At 67.9% G+C, this 18620-nt stretch carries 16 protein-coding genes and 4 pseudogenes; 11 read left to right on the top strand and 9 right to left on the bottom strand.

The window, feature by feature from the left end; translation table 11 throughout:
• Positions 1–20: 20 nt before the first annotated feature.
• Positions 21–578: pseudogene (locus IE94_RS0108310) on the bottom strand (GbsR/MarR family transcriptional regulator); the annotation flags it as partial.
• Between IE94_RS0108310 and IE94_RS0108305 the strand changes: the two are divergent.
• Positions 503–763, top strand: coding sequence for a hypothetical protein (locus IE94_RS0108305; RefSeq protein ID WP_030180468.1), 261 nt, complete (start codon positions 503–505; stop codon positions 761–763). The pseudogene IE94_RS0108310 and the gene IE94_RS0108305 sit on opposite strands and share 76 nt — an antisense overlap.
• 216 nt (positions 764–979) lie before the next feature.
• Positions 980–1651, top strand: a complete 672-nt coding sequence (locus tag IE94_RS0108300) for a formylglycine-generating enzyme family protein (RefSeq protein ID WP_209441047.1) — start codon at positions 980–982, stop codon at positions 1649–1651.
• A gap of 25 nt (positions 1652–1676) precedes the next feature.
• Here IE94_RS0108300 and IE94_RS0108295 read toward each other — a convergent pair whose 3' ends face one another.
• The gene (locus IE94_RS0108295) at positions 1677–2669 is read right to left on the bottom strand and encodes a sporulation protein (RefSeq protein WP_030180461.1); all 993 of its coding nucleotides are present in this window, start codon (positions 2667–2669) and stop codon (positions 1677–1679) included.
• Between the two features lie 456 nt (positions 2670–3125).
• Between IE94_RS0108295 and IE94_RS0108290 the strand changes: the two genes are divergently transcribed.
• From IE94_RS0108290 to IE94_RS40905, 4 genes and pseudogenes are all read left to right on the top strand, one after another.
• Positions 3126–4463: a hemolysin family protein gene (locus IE94_RS0108290; RefSeq protein WP_030180459.1), complete on the top strand. Its 1338-nt coding sequence runs from the start codon at positions 3126–3128 to the stop codon at positions 4461–4463.
• Complete coding sequence (locus IE94_RS0108285; protein WP_030180458.1) at positions 4460–5479, top strand: hemolysin family protein; 1020 nt, start codon at positions 4460–4462, stop codon at positions 5477–5479. Before IE94_RS0108290 ends, IE94_RS0108285 begins: the two co-directional genes overlap by 4 nt.
• 152 nt (positions 5480–5631) lie before the next feature.
• Positions 5632–6540 carry an ion transporter gene (locus tag IE94_RS0108280; RefSeq protein WP_030180456.1) on the top strand — a complete coding sequence of 303 codons (909 nt, stop codon included), beginning with the start codon at positions 5632–5634 and terminating at the stop codon, positions 6538–6540.
• Positions 6528–6715: pseudogene (locus IE94_RS40905) on the top strand (MFS transporter); the annotation flags it as partial. The gene IE94_RS0108280 and the pseudogene IE94_RS40905, both read left to right, overlap by 13 nt.
• A gap of 60 nt (positions 6716–6775) precedes the next feature.
• Here IE94_RS40905 and IE94_RS0108275 read toward each other — a convergent pair.
• Positions 6776–7198: a PIN domain nuclease gene (locus IE94_RS0108275; RefSeq protein WP_030180454.1), complete on the bottom strand. Its 423-nt coding sequence runs from the start codon at positions 7196–7198 to the stop codon at positions 6776–6778.
• Positions 7195–7410, bottom strand: coding sequence for a type II toxin-antitoxin system VapB family antitoxin (locus IE94_RS0108270; protein ID WP_030180451.1), 216 nt, complete (start codon positions 7408–7410; stop codon positions 7195–7197). The genes IE94_RS0108275 and IE94_RS0108270 overlap by 4 nt, the downstream gene beginning before the upstream one ends.
• 391 nt (positions 7411–7801) lie before the next feature.
• Here IE94_RS0108270 and IE94_RS0108265 point away from each other — a divergent pair, with 391 nt between their 5' ends.
• Both IE94_RS0108265 and IE94_RS0108260 read left to right on the top strand, forming a co-directional pair.
• Positions 7802–8068 carry a ribbon-helix-helix domain-containing protein gene (locus tag IE94_RS0108265; protein WP_030180448.1) on the top strand — a complete coding sequence of 89 codons (267 nt, stop codon included), beginning with the start codon at positions 7802–7804 and terminating at the stop codon, positions 8066–8068.
• Positions 8065–8508, top strand: a complete 444-nt coding sequence (locus IE94_RS0108260) for a PIN domain-containing protein (RefSeq protein WP_030180445.1) — start codon at positions 8065–8067, stop codon at positions 8506–8508. The genes IE94_RS0108265 and IE94_RS0108260 overlap by 4 nt, the downstream gene beginning before the upstream one ends.
• Before the next feature lie 714 nt (positions 8509–9222).
• Here IE94_RS0108260 and IE94_RS41695 read toward each other — a convergent pair.
• The 3 genes and pseudogenes from IE94_RS41695 to IE94_RS0108250 form a co-directional block, all read right to left on the bottom strand.
• Positions 9223–9552 (bottom strand): annotated as a pseudogene (locus IE94_RS41695) (hypothetical protein); the annotation flags it as partial.
• 64 nt (positions 9553–9616) lie between these two features.
• On the bottom strand, positions 9617–10591 hold the full coding sequence (locus IE94_RS0108255; RefSeq protein WP_030180442.1) for a hypothetical protein: 975 nt from the start codon (positions 10589–10591) through the stop codon (positions 9617–9619).
• Positions 10592–10843: 252 nt separating this feature from the next.
• Positions 10844–13120, bottom strand: coding sequence for an alpha/beta hydrolase family protein (locus tag IE94_RS0108250; protein WP_030180440.1), 2277 nt, complete (start codon positions 13118–13120; stop codon positions 10844–10846).
• A gap of 332 nt (positions 13121–13452) precedes the next feature.
• Between IE94_RS0108250 and IE94_RS0108245 the strand changes: the two genes are divergently transcribed.
• Both IE94_RS0108245 and IE94_RS0108240 read left to right on the top strand, forming a co-directional pair.
• Positions 13453–13674 (top strand): type II toxin-antitoxin system VapB family antitoxin, encoded by a 222-nt coding sequence (locus IE94_RS0108245; protein ID WP_030180438.1) that lies wholly within the window; start codon positions 13453–13455, stop codon positions 13672–13674.
• Complete coding sequence (locus IE94_RS0108240; protein ID WP_030180436.1) at positions 13671–14081, top strand: PIN domain-containing protein; 411 nt, start codon at positions 13671–13673, stop codon at positions 14079–14081. The genes IE94_RS0108245 and IE94_RS0108240 overlap by 4 nt, the downstream gene beginning before the upstream one ends.
• Positions 14082–14293: 212 nt before the next feature.
• On the opposite strand, the gene IE94_RS0108235 is transcribed toward IE94_RS0108240, so the two are convergent.
• On the bottom strand, positions 14294–14740 hold the full coding sequence (locus IE94_RS0108235; RefSeq protein ID WP_030180433.1) for a hypothetical protein: 447 nt from the start codon (positions 14738–14740) through the stop codon (positions 14294–14296).
• Between the two features lie 104 nt (positions 14741–14844).
• Entirely contained in the window at positions 14845–17613 is a 2769-nt protein-coding gene (locus tag IE94_RS0108230; RefSeq protein WP_157849329.1) for a tetratricopeptide repeat protein, read from the bottom strand.
• A 157-nt stretch (positions 17614–17770) separates the two neighbouring features.
• On the opposite strand from IE94_RS0108230, the pseudogene IE94_RS35295 reads away from it, so the two are divergent.
• Positions 17771–18538, top strand: a pseudogene (locus IE94_RS35295) (transposase family protein).
• Positions 18539–18620: the final 82 nt, after the last annotated feature.

The raw sequence follows: 18620 nt of genomic DNA, 5'->3' as shown, positions 1-18620 counted from the left end.
CCTCGCCCGCCCGGCGCGGGTCAGGCACTGCCGTCCGAGGTCGTTCCGGGGTGCGTGTGGAGGATCTCGCGGGCCTGGTCCGCGGCGCGGGCGATGCTCTCGGAGACGAAGTCGACGAAGCGGGCGATGTTCTCCAGGCGGGCGGCGGCCGGGGTGCCGGGGCCGAGGATGCCGACGCCCTGCCGGGCGACCTCGCCGAGGTGGGCGGTGGCGCGGGCGCTGGCCATCATCGACTGGTACATGACGTCGTCGTCGACGACGTAACGCTCCCGGCGGCGTTCGTCGCGTTCCCGGCGGATGAGGCCCTGGCCCTCCAGGAACGCGACCGCCTTGGAGACGGACGCCGGGCTGATCCCGAGGCCCTCGGCGAGCTCGGAGGCGGTGAGACTGCCGGCGTCGGTGGTGTAGAGGCCGGCCAGCACCCGGGCCGTCATCCTGGGCAGGCCCGATTGCATGAAGACCGTGGTGAACAACTCCCCGACCGCCCGCGCTGCTGGCCGAGATGTGCGAGCCGCATCCCAAGGCCGGCTACGGCCTCGGGGTGTTCGTACAGCAGGCGGGCGAAGGCGGCGGCACCGTCATCACCCACAACGACGGCATGGCGGGCCACGCGGCACTGATGCACAGCACACCCGACGGCGCCAGGACCCTGACCGCCGCACTGCACTACGTCGACGACACGACGATGTCCATGGCAGCCGCCTTCCAGAAGGCGACCCGGCGACTCGTCGAGGAGGTCTTCGGCGGCGACCGGCCCCGGTAGCCGGGCACCGGCAAGCTCAGGTCGACCTGGGCCTTCCGCATGGAGCGGGAGACGAGAACCGAACTCGCGCTCCGGATCCCCTCCTTCGGCCGAGGGGCCCCGCTGCTGCTAGCGTCCGGCGCCATGTGGGCTCGAGAAACAGTGGCCGGCCGACCGGCCTGGCGACACACTCCCTCCGGAGTGGTCTTCCGGAGCGTTCCCGGTGGGACGTTCCGGATGGGCCTGTCCGACGCGGAGTTGGACGCGGTGCGTGCCATCGAGCGGACCGACGGCGCCGATGACGACCTCGACGCGTTCTTCAACGGCGCCGACCAGGCCCGGCCGGTGCGGACCGTGCGGGTCGAGCCGTTCCTGATCGCACGGCATCCGCTCACGGTGGCGCAGGTACGGCACTGGCTGCCCGAGTACGAGGACGGCTTCGCCGAGTCGGATGCGGGCACGGCCCGGATCGAGGGCGACCTGGACGATCTGCTCGGAGCGTTGCCCTTCCGGCTGCCCAGTGAGGCGGAGTGGGAGTATGCCGCCCGGGCGGGGACGACCACGCTGACCTTCCGGGGGGACGGGAGGCCGGAGGAGGACCAGGTCCTCGACGACTTCGCCGACGAGGACCGCACCGCCGCCGCCGAGAACGCCTTCGGGCTTGCGGCGATGGGATCGGCGAACGAGATCTGCGCCGACGTGTGGATCCCCCGTTTCACGAACGCACCCGCGGACGCACGCCCTCGCACCGGGGACGGGCCGCGGGTGGTGCGCGGAGGCGGCGGCGATCTCTCTCCGTGGCAGGGTTGCGACGAGTGGCTGCTGCTGCTCTCCGCCACTCGCCTTCAGCTCCAGGACTTCACCGCGGTCCGGCCGGCCGCCCCGCTGCCCACCAGCCAGGGGACGTGATCCGCCCTCGGGCGGTCGCAGGCCCTCAGCCCTCGTCCTCTTCCTCGTCGTCGCCCGCGAAGAAGTCGCCGACCTCGTCCACGACTTCCGCGGCGACCATGCCGCCGACCACGCCGACCGCGAGCCCGGCCGCTCCGGCTGCGACGGCCGTGCCCACGCCGGGGCCCGAGCGGTGGTCGTCGTGGTGTCCGTGGTGTCCGTGGTCGGTGTACGGCGTGCCGTGCCCGTACGCGCTGTGGGCCCCGTGCGTCGCGTGGTGGTCGAGGAGCTGCCGGACCCACCCCTCCACCTCTGCGGTCCAGTCGCGGACGTCGTGGTGGCCGACGGTGAAGCGGGTGACGGCGTCCTGGCCGGAGGAGAAGAGCCCGCCGCGCTTGTCCCCCTCCAGGACCACGTCGAGCCCGCCGGGTGCGGCCAGGAAGGTCAGCTCGACCTCGTTGAGCCGGTGAGCGTACTCAGGAGCGGGGACGAGCTCGATCTCCTGGTAGAAGGGCAGCTGCTGGCCCGTCCCACCGATGTGCCCGTACTCCAGATCGGCCGACCTGAAGCCGAAACCGAGCTGTCCGAAGGCTTCCAGGACGGCCTCCTGGACCGGCAGGGCCGTGACGGTGAGCTGGTCCAGGTCGCCCTTGTCCCTGGCGCCGGCGACCGCCAGCTCGGTGCGCACGCCGAGCACGATGCCCAGCGGCTGTCCGTACAGCTCGGTGATCGGCGTCTCCCAGGGCAGCGTGACCCGGAAGGGCACGCTGCGCGGTTCCCCCGCCCCGAGCCGGAAGCCGCCGCCGACGGTGAACCGGTCGAAGACGACGACGCCCTCGCTCTCCCCGTCCTCGTGCTCCGCCTCGACCCGGGCCACCAGCTCCAGGGTGATGTGCTCGATGTCGAAGTCGGCCTGCCCGCCCTTGAGGTGAACCTGGCCGGTGAGCGTACCGCCGGGCAGGACGGGAGCCGGATCGAGCACCGTGTCGACCGTGGGGGCGCCCACACCGAGCGAGCCGAGAAGTCGCTTGAACACCATCGTGGCGTCCACTCCTTATGCGTACGTGTGTTCCATGAGGTGGCGCCGTCCGGCCGGAAGCCGACTCGGCCCTCTCCACGGGTGTGCGGCCAGGGTCACCCCGGGGCCTGTTTCTACAAACGAGTAGAAGCATAGAGTTGCCCCGACGGGCGGGGAGCGCGCTCCGGCCGGACGCCTCCGGAAAGGCCGAAAGACGCTCCCGACCTGGCCAGAGAGGCACTCCGTGAGGGGGTCCCTCCTTCGGCGACGTGCCGGTACGGAGCAGGCGGCCGTCCCCGACACGGGTCCGGGGAGTGAGCGAGCCGGGAACCCGGTTTCGGCCAGAATCGTTCTCGTGTCACCCATCCAGTGAGGGAGCCAGAGCTTGTCCGCCAGATCGACGGACCCTTCGGGGCACGGCCCTCGACCATCGCGCCCAGTACTTCCTGAGCACGGCACCCGGCGGGGCGGTGCGGGATGAGCGTCGTGGAAGCCTGGCTGGGTGTGCTGGCCGTGTTCGTGCTGACCGCGGGTACGGGCTATTTCGTCGCCCAGGAGTTCGCCTACGTCTCGGCCGACCGGCTCGCCCTCGCCCGTGAGGCCGAAGGGGGCGACAAGCGGGCCGCCCGCGCCCTGAAGGTGCTGGAGCGGCTGTCGTTCATGCTCTCGGGCGCCCAGCTCGGCATCACGGTGACCGGGCTGGTGGTCGGCTTCATCGCCGAGCCGTCCGTCTCCGCGCTGCTGCGGCCCGTGCTGTCCGGCATCGGCATCCCCGACGGGGCCGTCACCGGCATCTCCGTCGTCCTCGCCTTCGTCCTGGCCACGGTCGTGCAGATGGTGCTGGGCGAGCTGGCCCCGAAGAACCTCGCCATCGCCGTCCCGGAAAGGCTCGCGAAGTCGCTCGCGGGCTCGACGCTCGCCTATCTGAAAGTCGTCGGCCCGGTCGTCCGGATCTTCGACGGGGCGGCCAACAAGCTGCTGCGCAAGGTCGGTATCGAACCGGTCGAAGAACTGCACCACGGCGCCACCCTGGAGGAGCTGGGCCACCTGATCGGCGAGTCCCACGAACAGGGCGAGCTGCCGCGCGGTACGGCCCGGCTGCTCGACCACGCCCTGGAGTTCTCCGAGCGGACGCTGCACGAGGTGATGGTGCCGCGGGCCGACGCGGTCTTCGTCCGCAAGGACGCCACGGCCGCCGAGGCCATCACCCTCATCGCCCGGCACGGCCACTCCAACTACCCCGTACTCGGGGACCACCCGGACGACGTCGCGGGCGTACTGGGGGTGCGGGAGCTGATGGCACTGCCCGCCGGGCAGGTCTCCGCCACCACGGCCGGGGCAGCGGCCCGGCGGCCCCTGCTGCTGCCGGACACCTTGCCACTGCCGGACGCCGTGGAGCGGATGCGCGAGGACGACGACGAGTTCGCCGTCGTCCTGGACGAGCACGGCGGCGTGGCCGGCGTCGTCACCTACGAGGACATCGCCGAGGAGCTGGTGGGTGACATCGCCGACGAGTCGGACACCGTCACCGAGGTGGCCGTCGCGGACGGCGAGGGCTGGCTGGTGGACGCCGGGCGCCGCCTGGACGAGGTGGCCGAGGCCACCGGCGTCGAGCTGCCCGAGGAGGACGACTACGAGACCGTGGCCGGGCTCATCGTCGACCGGCTCGGCCGCTTCCCGGCGATCGGGGACCGGCTCACCGTGGAGCTGCGCGGCGGCGGCAGCGCCGAGATCGACGTACGCACCCTGGACCGGCACGTGCCCGAGCGGATCCGGATCGAGCGGCCGGCCGAGAAGGCAGAGGAGCAGGCATGAGTTTCCCGATGGCTCTCTTCGTCACCGTCCTGCTGCTCGTCGGCAGCGGGTTCTTCGTCGCGGCCGAGTTCGCGCTGGTCGCCGCCAAGCGGCACCGTATGGAGAAGGCCGTGGCCGACGGACAGCGCGGCGCCAAGGCCGCGTTGGCGGGCATGCGGGAGCTCTCGCTGATGCTGGCGGGCGCCCAGCTCGGCATCACCGTGTGCACGCTGGGACTCGGCTCGGTGTCCAAGCCCGCGATCTCCCACGAACTGGACCCGCTGCTGCACGAGTTGGGCCTGCCGCCCGCGCTCAGCTACGGCGTTGCCTTCGCCGTGGCGATGATCGTCGTGGTGTTCCTCCACATGGTCCTCGGCGAGATGGCGCCCAAGTCCTGGGCGATTGCCCACCCCGAGCGCTCCGCGATGCTGCTGTCCCCGCCCTTCCGCGCCGTCGCGAGTGCCGTACGGCCGCTGATCTGGATCCTCAACCGCATCAGCAACGCCCTGGTCCGCCTTTGCCGGGTCACCCCGCGCGACGAACTGGCCTCCGTCCACAACCGGGACCAGCTCACCCACCTGGTCGAGGAGTCCGAACGGCTGGGTCTGATCAGTGAAACCGACTCCGACCTGCTGACCCGGTCACTGACCGAGCCCGAGACACCCGTGCGCGACCTGATGCTTCCGGCCGCCGGCATCGTGGCGGTCGACGCCGACGCCGAGGCAGAGGAGATCCTCGCCCTGGCCGCCGCGCACGACCGCACCCGGCTGCTGGTCCGCCGGGAGGACGCCGTCCTCGGCTCCCTGCACGTACGCGACGTCCTGGTGGCGCGAGCACAGGGACGGTCCACCGGCGCCCGCGCGCTGGCCCGTCCCGTGCCCGAACTGGCAAAGGACGCCACGGTCGCCGAGGCCATCGAGGTGCTGCGCCGACGGCGGGCGTCGCTCGCCGTGGTCCGCGACGGCGCGGGGCGGCTCACCGGCATCGTGAGCCTGGACGACCTGCTGGCCCGCTACCTCCAGCGACAGGTCCCGTAACGCCCCCGGTCACCGGTAGCCGGGCCGTGCGCCCGGCGTGATCTACAGTGCTGTAGAAAACCTCCTGCGGCGTGACCGCTCCTCGCGTCGGCCCCTCATCCGCGAGTGGGCCGAGCGGGCCGTCGCGCCCTGTGAAGGAGGCCGGGCAGCAGATGCCCCAGCAGCAGATCCCCCGTTCCCGAGCGGCCTTGGCCCGCCGGTGCACTGCCGTCGTCGAGACGCGCTGGTTCGCCGTCACCGTCTTCGCCCTGATCCTCCTCAACGCCGCGCTGCTCGGCGTCGAGACCTACTCCGGCATCGTCGCCGACCACCAGCACTGGTTACGGCTGGCCGAGCACCTCTGCCTGGCCGCCTTCACCGTGGAGATCGTGCTGCGCCTGGCCGCGCACGCCGACCGCCCCGGGGAGTTCTTCAGGGACCCGTGGAACCTCTTCGACCTGGCCGTGGTCCTGTGCGCGTTCCTGCCCGTCGTACGCGAGAACACGACCGTACTGCGCCTGCTGCGCCTGGCCCGCGTCCTGCGAACCGCTCGCTTCCTGCCCCAACTGCGCATCGTGCTCGTAGCCGTCGCCCGCAGCCTGCCCGGCACGCTGAGCTTCCTCCTCGTCGGCGCCCTGCTGCTGTACGTCTACGCGATGGTGGGCTGGGTCTTCTTCGGCGGCCACGACCCCGAGCACTACGGCTCCATCGGCCGCGCCGTGCTCACCCTCTTCCTGCTGATGACTTTGGACGGCATCGGCGACGCCGTCCACGCGGGCCTCGACATCTCCCGCTGGAGCCTCCTCTACTACGGCTCCTACGTACTCCTCGCCTCCTTCGTCCTCGTCAACATCCTCATCGGCGTCGTCATCACCTCCCTCGACGAGGCCCGCGAAATGGACGGGACGACCTCCTCGGAGCCCCGACCTCACCCGGATCGCCCGGAGCACACCGCACTGGCCCACCGCATCGAGGAAGCCCGCCGCGCCCTGGACGAACTCGAACGCGAACTGATCCGTATGCCGTCACCCCCGGCGGACGGCAACCACCCCCGGATCCCGACCGCGCAGCGACGCGACTAGCCCACCGAACAACGCACGCCTTCGCCGCCTTCAACGTCTTCCACCAGGCGGGCATCCTGATCGGCCCGCTCGCCGCCGACTGGCGCGCACCATCGCGGCCAACCGCCCCTTCCTTCTCTTCGCCGCCGCGAAGAGCGGCTCGTACGTGCTGGCCTTCCAGGTCTACCTCACACTGTTCTCGGTGAACCCGGACTCCGTATCCAAGGGCTTCGTGTGTTCGACGTGCCCGTCGCGCTCACTTGCCGGCTTCGGGGCCGTACCACTGGAGCGCCTGACCGGTGACAGCCGCCACACATTCGAAATCCCGGTCGCGGTGCAGAAGGGTGAGTCCCTGCACTTCAGCCGTGGCGGCCACGACGAGGTCGACAGGCCCGGCGCTGCGGTGCTGCCCGCGTTGGGTGAGGATCTCCTGGACTTGCCAGGCGCGGTCGTAGGCCCGGTCATCGACGGGAACCCAGCCGAAGAGCAGACGCATGTTCTCGATGCCCTGGGCCCTGTCGTCGGCGGAGCGTGCGCTGTAGAAGAACTCCAGCTCGGTGATGGAGCAGGTGGCGATGAGCCCGGCTGCTGCCGCCCGGTCCCATCCGTACTGCTCGGCATCGCCCCGCAGCAAGCGGGCGAGCGCGCTGGTGTCGATGAGGAATTGCGCGGCGTTCACCGGCGGTGGTTCCCCTTGTCCTCAAGAAGGTCCAGATCAAAAGCGCCGTCCTCCGCTGCCGCTCGCAGACGAGTGAGCGCAAGAGCGCGCCGTCGGTTCTGGAGCACCTCACGCAGGGCGGTGTTGACCGTCTCCTTCTTGGTGCTGGTCCCGAGCGCTTTGGCCACCTCCGCGACCAGCTGATCGTCAAGGTCGATCACAGTTCGACTCATGAGTGCCTCCAGAGATATCAATGATGCTATCGACTATATCTCCAGTGATGCATTGTGAGGTTGTGCCGCTGTGCTGGTGTGCCTCGTCGACCGGCTGGCGCAGACCGAGACCAGATGGACTCCGTACTCACGGACAGAGAAGCCATGGGTGAGGCGCTGATGCGGATCGGCGCGGTGGCGGAGGAGTGCACTCCGGAGATGAACGCGGCCAACGCGGCCAATCTGCCGGTCAGTGCCAGGCTCGCGCTCGTCAAGAAGTTCTCCATGGCAGTCGCGGTCGCACAGGGCTGCCGGGCCCTCGCCTCGGCTCGGTGGGCGCGGCCAGCATCCGATGGTCCGAAGAGCGAGGAACCTGCGTGTGTCAATCCGGTACATGGACTACTGTTGGTACATGCCCATGAAGCGCACGAACGTCTACGCCGACCCCGAGGACCTGGCGATCATCAAGGAGGCCGCGAAGCGTCGGGGGATCAGCGAGGCCGAGATCATCCGCCAGGGCATCCACCTCGCGGCCATGGCGAACAGGGTCTGGGACGAGCCGCTGTTCTCGCGCACCTTCGAGGGGACGGGCCGCACGCCCTCCAAGGCGGAGGTCCGTGACGCGGTCGCCGACGCCGTCCGCCGTGAGACCGACTCGGATTCCGAAACCGCCGCGTGATCATTGTCATCGCCGACACGTCCGGCCTCCTGGCGGCCCTGGACTCGGCTCACCCGGAACACCGGGCGGCGAACGAGGCGATCATGGCGGCCGGCCTCCTGGTCATGTCCCCCTTGCTGCTGGCCGAACTGGACCACGTCGCCACGCGCGAGCTCGGCAGGACGGCCGCCCTCGGCGCGGTCGACGACCTCCGGCGCTGGATGAACCGGGGGCGCGTCGTCATGCCGGAGATCACGGAGGACCACCTGGGCGCCGCGCAGTCCGTCCGTGTCCGCTACCGTGCGCTGGACCTCGACCTCGCCGACGCGGTCAACGTGGCGCTCGCCGCCGACTACGACACGGACGCGATCCTCACCCTCGACCGACGTGACTTCCGGGCCGTACGCCCCTTGGGCCACCACAAGGTGTTTCGGGTACTCCCCGACGATCTCCCGCTCTGACACGACGAGAGCCGAACTCGCGCTCGCCGCTCGGGAAGTGACGGTGCTCGGGCAACTCGTGCGGCTCTGGTGGCACGGATGTTGTGCAGCAGGATGGGAACGGTGGTCGCTGAGAACACATGCAGCCGTGTCTCCACCATGCTGTCCGCGCCACGTCGGCCTCACTTCCCGGACATCACGGGGAAGCACCGCGTGCGCGGGCCACAGCGCAACCGTCGGACACAGTGCACAAACGGTGTGATTCCCTGGTCGGTCCAGACAACAAAGAAGGCCCGGGTCGATGACCTGGGCCCTCTGCATGGAGCGGGTGACGAGAATCGAACTCGCGCTCTCAGCTTGGGAAGCGACGGGATTGCGCGGGCATTATGCCTCTGACCTGCACGGTTGCCTTACCGCTGGCTCATCGCAGGGGGCGGATCGCACCGCTGTTTACCGTGGTTGTCCGGTCTTATGGGCACGCTATGGGCACGGCGCACCGCGGAGGGAGAGCAAGGACAGGCGTTCGGTCCGCGGCGACCGAGAGCGGCTCTGACACGCAGGCAGCACGGCGTGGTGGTCGCGACTGCACACATGGATACGGCAAGGGCCTGGCCGCGCTGATGGGGTTGGCGGCTCAGCTGTGCAGTCCTTGCAGCACCACTTCCAAGTAGCGGCGGCCGGACTCCAAGCATGTCTGCTGGTCATCGGCATGAACGTCGGCGGTAAGGCGATCCCTCACATGAGCGGCAGCAGGTCGTCCCAGGTGACCGCGGTGTGTACGGTGCCCCCTGCACGCGTGCCGTCGAGCAGCTGACCCGCGAGCGGGTTCAGTAGGGCAGTCAGCTGGCTGGTGTGCCAGGCGCGGTGGCCGACCGCGACAGGGTGGGCGTCCGGTCGTGGGCCGACGAGCGGAGCGCTGTCACCTGCTCGCGATCAGCCGGGCTATGGCCGACGATGCGCTGGGAGATGAGGCCGCGGTGGCCGTCGTCGACCGCGACGACGCCTTGTCGAAACGATTGTGGTGCACCGAGGCAAGCACAGTCCGCTGTCGAGGTTGTCCGGTCCATCGATGTCGGACCGCACGGAAGATTTCAGTACGTGGCCAGCGGCAGCTTCCGCGTCGGGCAGATCAGCTGCCGTTGCCGTCCTGGTCACTGTGCGCTGCGCGAATTTCGGGCAGTCCGGCGGTGATGACCTGTGCGAAGTCGGCCAGGCGCGTGGTCAGGTCGTTCCACAGCGCGGACAGACAGTCGTATTCGGTGGCTTCGACGGGGGTCCAGGGCGCCTCGTTGTTCTCCATCTCCGAGAGGCGCTGTCTCGCCGATACCGACTCGATCACAGCCTTGGCTGCAGTGCGAATGCTCTCCGCAGTCTGTGACGGTGCATGGGCCGCAAGGAGGTTCAGTTCGTGCGGATCCGGGAGCCTGGGGATGCGGTGTTCGATCCAGAAATCACCCCAGAGGCGGCGGCGCCTTGCCTCCGGTTCGTCTTCGGGAAGCGCCCGCGCCTTGCCTGTCTCGTCCCACTGAACGCGCAGTCCGGAGCGGGCCCCCAGGTCGGTGGTGAGGGCTTCGAGGTCCTGATCGTGATCATGTGCCGACTCGTACGCCATCGGTGCGCTCAGGAACGCGCCAAGCTCAACGAGTTGCCGAGTGTGCTCATCCACTCGTGGCAGTAGAGCCAGTTCCTCCTTGGTCATCAGGGTGTTCGGCGCCGCCCCTCCCATACGTGCGCGAAGCAGGGGTGTGCCGTGGACCGCGGACCTCCACGCCGCCATCGCGATGTCGGTCCACCAGCTGACGAACTCGTGCGCGGCGGACTCGTACGCTCGCGCGGAGTCGGTGGCCAGCTGCAGGCGGACCGAGAGCAGGACGCGCTCCGGGCGGTAGGGCAAGCCTGGGTGACCCGACCGATCCCGGATTTCGCCTTCGCTGAGTGTGTCCCATTCCTCCCTGCGCTGTTGTACGGCCTTGCACTCTTGGAGGAGGGCCGTCGCGGCGAGGGCCATGGCCGACAGTGTCGCGTCGATCTCCTCCGCAGTCATGCCGGCCGCTGTCTCGGATGCCGCGAACTCCGTGTCTGACCACATCGGGTGGCCGCTCATGTCGAAACTCCCGTGATGAGGGATGGGCGGGCGCTGCGCCGCTGGGCCTGGACAGTAGCCCCTCGAGCGGTGGCATCCGTCGGAATCGGTGAAGACGAGACATGCCGGACCTTGCGCTGGTAGGAGCGTGAGGTCGGAGCGCCATCGCGATCCAGAGCTTCTTCCGTGCGGGAGCGTGTGCGGCCTCCCAACCCCGGGCACCCCAGATCCTGAGGCGTCGAAATGATCAGGAGTCTGACTGCGACTTCTGCCTCATCTGCGCTCGGCCTTGAGTGTTGCGAGATTATTGGCGACTTCCCGCTGGCCGGGAACCACGAGCGAATGGCCCGACGCAACCTCTGGGAGGGAAACTACGCGTGCCCTGGTCAGGCCGATCAGCGCGATCGCTACTGCCACCGATACAACGGCAGCGAGGAGTCCCCCAGGGGCCGTCGCCCACGCAGGGGCACTTGAGCCGAGGGGACCGCTAGAGGTCAGGGCAGGAAGGCAGGCCAGGAGTCCCGCACCAGCAACCCAGCGTCGCCGTATCCGGTAACCGGATCCTGTCGCGGCAGCAAGGGCGGCGAGGATGAAGGCGGCGAGCATGGCCGCGCCAATCGACTGAACGTTCCAGGCTGGTTGTAGGTCCGACAACAGACTCAACCCCAGGGCCCCGAAGAAGCAGAATACGGCACCAATCGCCAGCGCCAGTGTCGTAGTGGTCCTGTGTTCGGGGGCCACGATATTGATTGGCGACATCGGCTGCAGTTCGCCTCGCAGTTCGTTGTCGAGCATGGCAACCAGCTCCCGGTGGCTCTTCCGGCCTCGCCAGGTAAATATGGCGCTGAGTACCACCGTCACTAGTGCAAGCGGCTGCCAGCTCGCGATGACCGCCTCGACGATGGTAGCTCCGCGCGCTATTCGCGGGATTAGAACAGCTGAAGTCACCCATAGAATGAGCACTGCTTGAAAGCAGCGTCGTCGGTCATGTTGCTTCCGCAGGGCACGTTCGTATCGGGCGACTGCCTCTGCCCACCGCTGCGCGCCCAGGCTTGCGTGTGTTGGGGAATCAACGTCAGTAAGCAGCCTGGCTGCTAGATGGCGCGAGAGAAGTCCATCATTCCCGAAGTAGTTGGTGTGGTCCCCCAATGGGTGGCCGAGTACTGGTGTGGCCTCTTGCTCGACATTCTGTGGGAGTGGGGGCAGCAGCATTCTTCCCACCATGTCGTGCTGGCTGCTGTATTCCTCCCACTCCAACTGCTTCGAGTCGCTGGACGGCGGCAAGACAAAAGGCGCCTTCGTCTCGGGGTGGATGCGGAACCTGACGATCAGCCCGCAAGCGATGGTCAGCATCGCACTCACCACGACGGCGGTCCACCGTTCCCAGGGCATGTCACCCACGAGGAGAAGGCCGAACTGGGTCCGCTCCATCGACTCAGCCACGCCGTGCAGCATGGCTGTGACGAACTCGGGGGACTGTACGGCCAGTGGCAACGCCAGAGAAGGTGTAATGGCCTTCAACTGCATCAGCATTGCAGCGGCAACCTCTGAATTGCTCGGTTCGATGAGAGGCGACGTACCCCAGACCATGCAGAGCGAGGCGATGGGCAGCATCCATGCCACCGCCCAAACGAGCGGACGCTTGATCTGTCGGAGAACCCAGATGGGCTTGAGGCCCGATCCGACCCCCACGAGTCGAATCGCCTTCGACTGATTGCGACCTCCGTGGCGAGCCATGAGCTGGTGGGCCAGAAAGCCACCTTGCGAGTGAGCGATGATCACGATCTTGTCGCAGTTCTCTCGCATCCAGCGCAGCCGCTCCTCCAAGAAGTCGAGCAGCCGCTCTCGTTCGTGGTCTCGTGCAGCAGCCGTGATCACATGGTCTGCGAGATTCAGCCGTGTGCACAGGAGGAAGATCAGGGCGGCCGCACCGCCGATGCTCCACCAAGGGTGCTTCATGAATAGCGCCATGAATGCGGCCAGGAGCACGAGCAAAGTCAGAAACCGCCACCCCATGCGGGCCAAGTGGCGAAAGTCCGGACTGGTGAGGAAAGCGTCGGGGCGTAGGCCGTCACGGAGGGAGCTCAGGAAGGTGCGCTTGAACGAGGTTTCGACGGGCGCCCAGAAGCTGCGGTCGCGGCGGTCTGGACCGACCAGCAGAAGCACTGCGGGCAGGCTTAGCAGGACGTAGCCCAGGGTCAGCAGCCACCGGAGGTACCACGCTGGTCGGCGGAAGCGGTCTGCCCAGACCGCCTCCGCGATGAGCACCCTCCTCGTCGGCTGGTCAGGAACGGTGATGCCGACCGTTGCGTGGGCCGGGGTACCGAGAGGCCACTGACCAGAGCTTTCCCTGCATTCGGGAGTCTCCGTCCACGTCACCGATGACGCACCGTGTGCCTTGGCGATCGGGTCCACCATGCTCCGGCCCATGTGGTGCAGCACTGAACGCCCCGAGCCGATGCGCCTGTGCTGGTTGCCGATCCCATGTATGACGAGGTAACCGACACGAGTGCCATCGACGTCTCGGCTGCTCGGCTCCAGGACGGGCATTGCACGCGCCGCCTTATGTCCTGCCTTGCCTGCACGACGCCGCTGTGACCGCTTCACTCTGCCCTCCTCGTCGTTCGGGCCCTGCCGGAGCGATCATGCAGCCCCCTGGGCACCAGCCGCATCCGTACAGATACTCAGAGCCATAGCGCTACGGCGGCGTCCCGGGCATATGGCAACCAGCGCTCGCAGCGGGACGCTGGCTGCCATTTCGACGCGCCCACCCGGACTACCGCTGAGACTCAATCTCGCCGGGCCTAAGTAGGCCGTGGACCCGTGGATGTTGGTGGCGTATTCTTCTATGTATATCAGCAACATTGCGCAGGAGGTGTCGCATGTCTGTGACACAGATCGACATCGATGACGATGCCCTAGAGCGCGCCATGGCTCTGTCCAAGGTCAGGACCAAGAAGGAGGCGGTCAATCTCGCTCTGCACTTCTACGCCGAGCAGCAGGAGCGAGCGGCACGGATCAGCAGGCACTTCGAGCGTGCGCGTGAGTGGGGTGCCGTCGAGGACGCCGAGCGTCTGCACCGGGCGGAGAAGAACAACCGGTGATCTACCTGCTCGACACGTCCGGCCTGGTACGGCTGCTCCGCGATCCTAAGCTGCAATCGGCCTGGTACGACGCAATCGACGCGGGGGCCGTTGCGTCCTGTTACGTGCAGCGCGCCGAATTCCTCTACAGCGCCCGGAACAGGCGCGAGTACGACGAGATCGCGGAGATGTTCACTGACCTATACCCTGACGTGTCCGTGCCGAAGAACGCGGGGCGCTGGATCAGTGCGGTGCAACACCGGATGGCCCAGGCTGGGGAGCATCGCAGTGCCTCGGCAGTGGATCTCATCATCGCCGGTACTGCTGCCCACCATGGCCTGGCTGTCCTCCACGACGATGCCGACTACCGCGCCGTCGCCCGTCATGCATCCGACCTGAGCGAGCACAACGTCCACGACATCGCTTGAGGTGTCGGTGCCGCCCGGCAGGCCGTGGATGGGCAGGTCTTCCGAATGGATGGCCGAATGTCCCCACGTGACCCAGAGCGGACGTCAGCGGCACCCGGACGGAGCGCGGCACCGGCCCCAGCCACCCGTTCGCGGGCTCGGCCGGACTGTGCTGATGATGTTCCTCGAAGTGCTGGTCGCGTTGGGCACGGAACACCCTGTCCGGACGGACGTCACGGGCGCGTATGGCGGCCGACACTCCGCTCGGTGATGTGCAGGTCGCGCCCTGCTTGGTAGACGTGGGAGTTTCCGGTCGCGTGGGCCGAGATGCGCACCGAGCCGATGGACGACTGCTCACCAGGAGGAAGGAGCTCGCGAGCCTCGCGCAGAACCCGCTCCAGGGCTGGTGCTGTGGAGGGGTCGGTCGTCAGGAGAAGCACCATCCGCCCTTGCCACTCGCCGGCCAATCTGTCCTCTGCCTCGCTTTCACCCTCACGCGCGAGGACGATCTGCGCCCGTGCCTCGTCGAGGGCGGCCTCGACGCCATCTACGTCGCCCGGCCGGAAACGCTGCCACAGCGCGACAACCCGGTCGCGCGTCGCGCTCCACGCCTCTGTGGCCATCAGTGCGACCACGGTCGTGCCGGCGGTCTGTGCGAACTGCACCACCTGCGGATCCATTCGCTCCCCCGATCGCGGCGTTCCCCCTGCGACAGGCATTCGGCTGAACGCCCGTGCGCTCAAGGAAAATCCGATGGCTTCTCCCCTCATCTTCGCCGTCATACCTACAAGTTGACCTGACCAATCGGAGTGCGGCGCATGCGCCGTCTCCTCAGTTCGACTGCCGAGCTACGGTCTCCTGCGGCTTCCAGCGATTCCTCCAACACCTCGAAAGCGTCGAGGCATTCGCGCCGCAGGTACGCCGGAAGGGTGACGGGGAGTCTTGCATAGACCGCGAGCGCTTCGTTGATCTTGCCCGGCACTCCGCCCGGATCCCTCCGTCCTTCCACGCGTATCAGGGCGGCTCCACAGAGGAAACGGACGAGCGCGACCTCGGAAGCCACGACACCGAGTGTGGCGCGGGGGCGGATCAGGTCGGCCGCAAGGTCTGCCGCCGAGCACGCCTCGTCCCATTGTCCGGCTCCGCCTCGTGCGACTGCGAGGTTGTACGTGGTGACGGCCAGAGCGGGCCGGTATTCCTGTCGGCCTCTGTCGACCCGGCGTTGGTCCAGCGCGACCAGTTCCTCGGCGATGGATACCAGCTTCTTCCGGAGTCCCAACTCCCGGTAGCGTGCGAAGAGGTAGTGGAGTTGGCTGTTCAGCATGGGTTCGAAGCGGTCGGGCACGATCGTGGCGAGTCTCCTTTGGATCGTGACGGATTCCTCCAGGGAAGCAAGTGCCTCGTCCGTCCGGCCAGTTCTCCACAGGGCCCTGCCGAAGGTGTCCAGGGCCCTGGAGAGCTCTGGAGAGTGAATGGCTCCCTGGGCCTCGGCCAGGCGCCTGCGGAGGTTGAGGGACTCCTCGGCGGCTTCGAGAGCCAGAGCGTCGTTGCGCCAGGCGGCGGCTGCTCGGCTGAGGGCCGCCAGCGCCGCGGCGAGTACCCCGGCATGGGTGTTCGGATCGGTCTCGTCCAAGCCCCTCAGGATGCGGACTGCTTCGTCGGCGGGAGCCAGTGCCTCCGACGCCCTGTCCAGATGTACGGCCAGGCAGTTTCCGACGTTGCTGAGTGCGACGGCCAGCCGGAGTTCGAACTCGCCAGGAGCATGGCGCGCGAGGCTCCGATAGTAGGAGACCGCCTCCCATGCGGCATCCAGAGCAGCCTGATACGCCCCGGTCAAGGAGAGGTATTCGGAGAGATTGGACAGAGCGCCGGCGAGATGGCCGCGGCAGTCTTCCGCACCGTCCGCCATGAGCCGCCGGAGAAGAGCGACGGCCGCCTCGCCGTAGTCGACGGCTTCCACATAGCGGCCGACCTCACCGAGCGCTCCGCACAACGCGGCGTTCACGAGCGCCCGTTGGTCGTCAGGGAAGAGGTGAGCCCTGTCCGACAGCCAGGTGAGGAGGGCGACGTAGCCGGCATTGAGGTCGACGGGACGACGCTCAGCGAGAAGCTCGTGCAAGTCCAGTACCAGCATGCCGTCGAGGTCATGCAGTTCTGTCAGGGCAATGATCGCGGCGCTCCCCGCTTCCAGACAGAGCTCGGGGTGTTCATGTAACAGCGGGATGAGATGTTCGTGTGCGACATGGGGCCATCGCTTGGCGGTCTCGGCCAGTGTGGTGAGCGCGGTACGCGTCCAGGGGGCGCCGTCTGGTTTCAGGAGAAGACCGAGTGCTTGAGCGCTCCACGAGTCCGCCGGGAACGCGCAATCGTGCCCGGGGGACATCAGCGCCAGGAAGTCCTCGTTGAGCCGGTCCGGGTAGAGCGGTTCGAGCACGGAGCCCGCTCGGCTCGGTGCGTAGCACACGGAGTGGTCCTTGATGAGCCTTCCCGGATGCTCCCACAACTCGACGGGGGCGGTCTCGAGAGCTGCTGTCCCGTCCGCGTGCGACAACGGCCCCGTCAGCGCCGCGATGTACATGACCTGGGACATTGCGTTCGGGTCGGCCTTGAGCAGGCCACGTTCGTGCAAGCGCGCCCAATGGTCGCACTCGCGTGCCAGGAGGTAGGCCGAGAGCTTGTCGGGGTCGTTGGGCGCGGTGCTGTCCTGCACGGCCGCCAGGACGTGGGCGAGGGCGGACATGTGCAACGTCAGTACTTGGTCGTAGGCGCTGTTGTCCTGGAGGCTGGAAGGAAGGCGGAGGCCGGAGAGGGGTGCGACGGGGGCATCGAGAGCGGCGGCGAACTGACGGACGGCTTCGGAGAAGAGAGGCGCTCGGTCCGACGGCCGACTGACGAGAGGTTCGAGTCGGAGCGCCTCCGGCACCAAGTCGAAACTTCTGACGACACGAGATACGAGCATCTGCCACCACATGCCCGCCGACCGCGCCAGCAGCAGTATCAGTACCGGTGCTGTTTCAGGGGAGGACATGTCGTGGATGAGCCGGAGCAGACTGTTGGTGTCCCACTCCTGGGCGTAGTCGACCACGATCAGCGTCCCTGAGCCGGTTCCGACCGCCGGGGTCTCCGGTACGGGACCAGTCGAGGAGTACGGCCGCGGGACCGCATGAAAAGTACTCCTCCCCTCCTGCCGCCATATACGGGCGGCCTGAGCTGCCAGCCGCGTCTTGCCCTGACCTCCTGGCCCATAAATAAGCCGCAACGCGACGGGCGCGCGTTTTCGACAGCCGTCCCACCAAAAGCGCAGGGTGCCCAATTCGGCCTCCCGGCCGACGAACTCGACGATCTCCTCCCCGGCTCGGAGCAACCGACTGGGCTGAGCGCGCGCCTCCTCGGCCGACAATGTCTGTGAGGGTGACGGCCACATCCTGAGCTCGTACGGCGCGCTCTCACCGTGCATCACCACATCTCTGCCTGCTTGCACGATGCTCGCGTAGCCCGAGGCCGACGCGTACTGCTCCACTGCAACACTCCAGGGGACGAGGAGGAGATCCACGGATATCACGGCATCCCCGGGCGCTGAGCACGGTACGGGTAAGTCAGTGGGCCCTTTCCAACCAGTCCGCTGGACAGTCCAGTTGGGCTGACAGACAGGTGAAGCCCCTGGTAGATGGGTTTTCGACCAAGAGAACCGTCTCCACCAGAGGCTTCGTGTGCTTGTCTACCCGTCGGGCATCGACGTGTCCAGCTCTGCCCTGCGCTTCCTGTCCGCCAAGATCCGCCGACACCGTCACGAGCTCGGCACCCGGTGGCGGCGCCTGAGCCCGGGCCGGCAGGCCCTGCTCACTCTCGCCCACCTTCGCAACGGTCACCCATATGCCCAGCTCGCGGCCGGGTTCGGCATCGGCACCACGACCGCCTACCGGTACGTCGCCGAGGCCGTCGAGCTCCTGGCCGCACTTGCCCCATCCCTCGAGGAGGCAGCCCGTACGGCATCGACGAAGGCATTCGTGCTGCTGGACGGCACCCTGCTGCCCATCGACCGCATCGCCGCGGACCGCCCCTTCTACTCCGGCAAGCGCAAGAAACACGGGATGAACGTGCAGGTCCTGGCCGATCCGTCCGGGCGGCTGCTGTGGGCCTCTCCGGCTCTGCCCGGTGCCGTCCACCAGGTCCGGGCCGCCCGTGAACACGGCGTCGTCCGCACTCTCACGGACGCTGGCATCCCGTGCTGGGCCGACAAGGGATACCGAGGCGCCGGGGGCACGGTCCGCGTCCCATACTGGGGACGTCGGGAGGCACTCTCCCGAGGTCAGGAAGCCGTCAACCGGTCTCACGCCAAGATCCGGGCCCTGGTCGAGCAAGCCGTCGCCACCCTCAAGTCCTAGCGACTCCTTCGCAAGCTGCGGTGCTCGACCACTCGCGTCACAAGCCTCGTCCGAGCCGTCGTGACCCTGCATTTGGTCAGCTCAGACCGATGATGGAAAAGGCTCACTGCTTGGTACGCGTCCTGCCCTTGCTGTACCAACAGCGTGAGGCCAGCGGTCGTGGCCGTGATCGTGC

Source organism: Streptomyces violaceorubidus (assembly GCF_000717995.1).
Classification (GTDB): Bacteria; Actinomycetota; Actinomycetes; order Streptomycetales; family Streptomycetaceae; genus Streptomyces; species Streptomyces violaceorubidus.
The sequence above is the reverse complement of the archived record's forward strand: the minus strand, read 5'-3'. Positions and strand labels throughout refer to the sequence as shown.

What these genes read in the sequence shown, in the direction of transcription:
- IE94_RS0108265 (WP_030180448.1), top strand. Translation starts at nt 7,802, where the DNA reads ATGCCCATGAAGCGCACGAACGTCTACGCCGACCCCGAGGACCTGGCG.
- IE94_RS0108290 (WP_030180459.1), top strand. Translation starts at nt 3,126, where the DNA reads ATGAGCGTCGTGGAAGCCTGGCTGGGTGTGCTGGCCGTGTTCGTGCTG.
- IE94_RS0108245 (WP_030180438.1), top strand. Translation starts at nt 13,453, where the DNA reads ATGTCTGTGACACAGATCGACATCGATGACGATGCCCTAGAGCGCGCC.
- IE94_RS0108285 (WP_030180458.1), top strand. Translation starts at nt 4,460, where the DNA reads ATGAGTTTCCCGATGGCTCTCTTCGTCACCGTCCTGCTGCTCGTCGGC.
- IE94_RS0108280 (WP_030180456.1), top strand. Translation starts at nt 5,632, where the DNA reads ATGCCCCAGCAGCAGATCCCCCGTTCCCGAGCGGCCTTGGCCCGCCGG.
- IE94_RS0108300 (WP_209441047.1), top strand. Translation starts at nt 980, where the DNA reads ATGGGCCTGTCCGACGCGGAGTTGGACGCGGTGCGTGCCATCGAGCGG.
- IE94_RS0108305 (WP_030180468.1), top strand. Translation starts at nt 503, where the DNA reads ATGTGCGAGCCGCATCCCAAGGCCGGCTACGGCCTCGGGGTGTTCGTA.
- IE94_RS0108250 (WP_030180440.1), bottom strand. Translation starts at nt 13,120, where the DNA reads ATGCCCGTCCTGGAGCCGAGCAGCCGAGACGTCGATGGCACTCGTGTC.
- IE94_RS0108270 (WP_030180451.1), bottom strand. Translation starts at nt 7,410, where the DNA reads ATGAGTCGAACTGTGATCGACCTTGACGATCAGCTGGTCGCGGAGGTG.
- IE94_RS0108235 (WP_030180433.1), bottom strand. Translation starts at nt 14,740, where the DNA reads ATGGATCCGCAGGTGGTGCAGTTCGCACAGACCGCCGGCACGACCGTG.
- IE94_RS0108255 (WP_030180442.1), bottom strand. Translation starts at nt 10,591, where the DNA reads ATGAGCGGCCACCCGATGTGGTCAGACACGGAGTTCGCGGCATCCGAG.
- IE94_RS0108295 (WP_030180461.1), bottom strand. Translation starts at nt 2,669, where the DNA reads ATGGTGTTCAAGCGACTTCTCGGCTCGCTCGGTGTGGGCGCCCCCACG.